Source organism: Acidovorax sp. KPB24-07 (assembly GCF_057543315.1).
On sequence record NZ_BAAJYS010000354.1, the window covers coordinates 1 to 3,418 of the forward strand.

The following is a 3,418-nucleotide window of genomic DNA, read 5'->3' on the forward strand; positions in this document are numbered from 1 at the left end:
ATCGCGAGGGCCGCCACCCCCCACGACCGCCACGGCGGCGAAGGCCATGCGCCAGCCGAAGTGCTGGCCGGTCCAGGCGCCCGCCGGCACGCCCAGCAGGGTGGCCAGGGTGAGGCCCGAGAACATGAGCGCAATGGCCGAGGCTTTCTTCTCCTGCGGCACCAGCCCGGTGGCGACCACCGCTCCGACGCCGAAGAAGGTGCCGTGCGTGAGCGCCGTCAGCACGCGTGCCGCCAGCAGCCAGCCATAGCCGGGGGCCACCACGGCCGCCGCGTTGCCGGCGATGAAGATCAGCATCAGGGCCAGCAGCAGGCGCTTGCGCGGCCACTGCCGCGTGAGCAGCGTCAGCACCGGCGCGCCCACGGCCACGCCGATGGCGTAGCCCGAGATCAGCGTGCCGGCGGTGGGAATGGAGATGTGCAGGTCTTGGCTCACCTGCGTGAGCAAGCCCATGATGATGAATTCCGTGGTGCCGATGCCGAAGGCACCGGCCGCCAGGGCGAGGAGGGAGAGAGGCATGGAAAAAAGCGTCCGCAGGGACGAAGATGGGTCGATGCCTGGAATGTGACGGCCCCAAGGGCTTTTGTGTAGCGGGAATAATGGAAGGGCCTTTGTGCCTCATGGGCACAAATCGGCGGCCTTTTGGCTTTCTTTTTCCCACCTCCCGAACCCCATCGTCCGGTGCCTCCGATGCCTCGATCCCAGCCCCAGCCCCAGCCCGACAGCACCACGGCCGAAACCCACCGGTCCGGCGAACTGGAGGTGCTGGTGCTGGTGGCCGAGCGCGGCAGCCTGTCCGCCGCGGCGCGGCAACTGGGCGTGTCGCCCTCGGCCATCAGCAAGGCGATGTCGCGGCTGGAAGCGCGGCTGGGCGTGCAATTGCTCCAGCGCAGCACGCGGCGCGTGCTGCTCACGCCGGAGGGCACGCAGCTGTACCAGGGGGCCAAGCGCCTGCTGGCCGACCTGAACGATCTGGAGGCCGACGTGGCGGCCCGCAGCGCGCCGCGGGGCACGGTGCGCATCGGCGCCAGCACGTCCACGGGCGCCGTGCTGCTGCTGCCGCTGGTGCCGCGCCTGCGGGCGCTGCACCCCGGTCTCAGCCTGGACCTGTACTTCACCGACCACGTGGTGGACCTGGCGGACGCGGGCATCGACATCGCGATCCGCTGGGGCGCGCTGCCCGCCTCGGACATGGTGGCGCGCCTGCTGGGCCACACGCGCCAGATCGTCGTGGCCGCGCCGCAGTACCTCGCGCGCCACGGCGAGCCCCGCCATCCTGACGACCTGCATCGGCACGTGCGCCTGGGCTGGAACTACCCGCGCGCCATTCCGCACTGGCCCTTCATGGTGGACGGCCAGCGCGTGGCCGTGGACATCGGCCATGCGATCCGCGTCAACGACGGCGACGTGATGCGCCGACTGGCACTGGAGGGCGCGGGGCTGGCCCGGCTGTCGCTCTACCACGCCTGGGACGATGTGGCGAGCGGGCGCCTGGTGCCGGTGCTGGAGGCGTTCAATGCCGGCGACCTGGAGCCCATCCACGCCGTCTACATCGGCCGTCCCGACCGGCTGCCCCCGCGCACGCGCGCCGTGCTGGATTTCCTGCAGGCGAACGTGGACCTGCGGCACGCCGAGGCGGCGCTGCCGCCGGGCGGCACGGCCTGAGCGTGGCGGCGTTTTCCTGCCATCTGCACAAAGTGCGCACAAAAGCTCGATAGTCGATCAAGGTTGGCTGCGCAGACTTCGCCGAAATCTTTTTTCCGGAGTCTTTCTTTCATGACCATCGACGCTGCCCAGCTCCTCGCGGACGAAGCCAAGTACTGCTCCTTCGGCGACACCGTTCACTACGTCAACCCGCCCAAGATCTTCGACGGCTGCGACGGCAGCTACATGTACGACGCCGAGGGAACGCCCTACCTCGACCTGCAGATGTGGTACTCGGCCGTGAACTTCGGCTACAAGAACAAGCGGCTGGAAGAGGTCATGATCCGCCAGCTGCAGACCCTGCCGCAGGTGGCCAGCCAGTACCTGCACCCCACGAAGATCGAGCTGGCGAAGTTCATCGCCCAGGACGCCGAAGCCAAGTGGGGCAACGCGGGCCGCGTGCACTTCAACGTGGGCGGCGCGCAGGCCATCGAGGATTCGCTCAAGGTGGTGCGCAACGCCAGCGGCGGCAAGAGCCTGATGTTCGCCTTCGAGGGCGGCTACCACGGCCGCACGCTGGGCGCTTCCAGCATCACCTCCAGCTACCGCTACCGCCGCCGCTTCGGCCACTTCGGCGACCGTGCGCAGTTCCTGCCGTTTCCCTATCCGTTCCGCCGCCCCAAGGGCATGACGGCCGAGGAATACTCCGAATCGCTGGTGCAGGAGTTCGCGCGCAAGTTCGAGAACGAATACCACGCCGTGTGGGACCCCAAGACGCGCCAGTGCGAATACGCGGCCTTCTACGTCGAGCCCATCCAGGGCACGGGCGGCTACGTGGTGCCACCGGCCAATTTCTTCAAGGGCCTCAAGAAGGTGCTGGACGAGCACGGCGTGCTGCTGGTGGTGGACGAGATCCAGATGGGTTTCTGGCGCACCGGCAAGCTGTGGTCGGTCGAGAACTTCGGCGTGAAGCCCGACGTGCTGGTGTTCGCCAAGGCGCTGACCAACGGCCTGAACGCGCTGTCCGGCCTGTGGGCGCGCGAGGAACTGATCAACCCCACGATCTTCCCGCCGGGCTCGACGCACTCCACCTTCGCCTCCAACCCGCTGGGCACGGCGCTCGGCCTGGAGGTGATGAAGATGACGCACGAGATGGACTTCGGCGCCCAGGTGCGCGACAGCGGCGCCTACTTCCTGGAAGGCCTCAAGGACCTGCAAAAGCGCCACAAGGAGATCGGCGACGTGGACGGCCTGGGGCTGGCGCTGCGGGCCGAGATCTGCACCGAGGACGGCTTCACGCCCAACCGCGCGCTGCTGGACAAGATGGTGGACATCGGCCTGGAAGGCAATCTCGAATACCAAGGCCAGAAGCGCGGCCTGGTGCTGGACGTGGGCGGCTACTACAAGAACGTCATCACGCTGGCGCCCTCGCTCATGATCACGCGCCCCGAGATCGACGAGGCCCTGGTGCTGCTGGAGCAGCTCCTGACGCGCGCCAAGCGCAGCTGATGCCCTGGCGCAACGCGCTCGAGCCGCAGGCGCTGGCCGGGCACTTCGCGGCGCACCCGCCGCAGGGTTTCACGGTGCTGCAGGGTCTGCCGGCGCCGGCCTTCGCGGCGCCGCTGGACCTGCTCACCACGGCGGACGATGCCCTCAAGGCCCGGGTGCGGGAGCTGCCGCTGTTCGCGCGCTGGTCCCGCTGGCTGCGGGTGGCCACGGGGTTCGTGGGCACCACGGTGACCGAATACGCGCCGCTGCCCGCGGATGGCACCGC

At 68.8% G+C, this 3,418-nt stretch carries 3 protein-coding genes and 1 pseudogene; 3 read left to right on the forward strand and 1 reads right to left on the reverse strand.

All coding sequences use genetic code 11. The annotated features are described in order from the left end of the window. Positions 1-519, reverse strand: a 519-nt coding sequence (locus tag AC27IQ_RS20810; protein WP_487090627.1) for an MFS transporter, incomplete at its 3' end; no start/stop codon positions are given. Positions 520-690: 171 nt separating this feature from the next. On the opposite strand from AC27IQ_RS20810, the gene AC27IQ_RS20815 reads away from it, so the two are divergent. The 3 genes and pseudogenes from AC27IQ_RS20815 to AC27IQ_RS20825 form a co-directional block, all read left to right on the forward strand. Then, entirely contained in the window at positions 691-1,665 is a 975-nt protein-coding gene (locus AC27IQ_RS20815) for a LysR family transcriptional regulator (RefSeq protein ID WP_487090628.1), read from the forward strand. 111 nt (positions 1,666-1,776) lie between these two features. Beyond that, complete coding sequence (locus tag AC27IQ_RS20820) at positions 1,777-3,153, forward strand: aspartate aminotransferase family protein (protein WP_487090629.1); 1,377 nt, start codon at positions 1,777-1,779, stop codon at positions 3,151-3,153. Beyond that, positions 3,153-3,418: pseudogene (locus AC27IQ_RS20825) on the forward strand (GNAT family N-acetyltransferase); the annotation flags it as partial. The gene AC27IQ_RS20820 and the pseudogene AC27IQ_RS20825, both read left to right, overlap by 1 nt.

Excerpts from the sequence above, each read along its gene's own strand:
- AC27IQ_RS20820 (WP_487090629.1), top strand. The coding sequence starts at position 1,777 with ATGACCATCGACGCTGCCCAGCTCCTCGCGGACGAAGCCAAGTACTGC.
- AC27IQ_RS20815 (WP_487090628.1), top strand. The coding sequence starts at position 691 with ATGCCTCGATCCCAGCCCCAGCCCCAGCCCGACAGCACCACGGCCGAA.